This window comes from Burkholderia sp. GbtcB21, assembly GCF_019091065.1.
GTDB classification, from domain to species: Bacteria; Pseudomonadota; Gammaproteobacteria; order Burkholderiales; family Burkholderiaceae; genus Burkholderia; species Burkholderia pyrrocinia_C.
The window spans coordinates 1-243 of record NZ_JAGXKA010000410.1 but is presented as its reverse complement, the minus strand read 5'-3'; the positions used below and the strand labels follow the sequence as shown (position 1 = coordinate 243).

Here is a 243-nt window from a genome sequence, read left to right as displayed (position 1 = left end):
TCCGTTTCGTGACCTGGCGTGATGTGCGTCAACCCGCTCAGGAGACGAGCGGAATCATTCCCTCGATCGCACCATCGGGCAGCGGTCCCACCAGCTCGGCGAGCCTGGCCAGACGCCTGCGACCGGTCACCCGCAGGGCCGGTCCGCCCGCCCTGACGCCGACCGTCTTGGTCGGCAGCCCGCAGCCGCGGAGCGCTTCCGCGAGCGGCTCGTGCGTGTCGGGAGCGTGCGGGTCGAGCCCGA

Annotated in this window: 1 pseudogene; it reads right to left on the bottom strand. The window is 72.0% G+C overall.

Annotated features, from left to right (window positions below):
• Positions 1 to 37: 37 nt before the first annotated feature.
• A pseudogene (locus KVT39_RS37210) lies at positions 38 to 243 on the bottom strand (hypothetical protein); the annotation flags it as partial.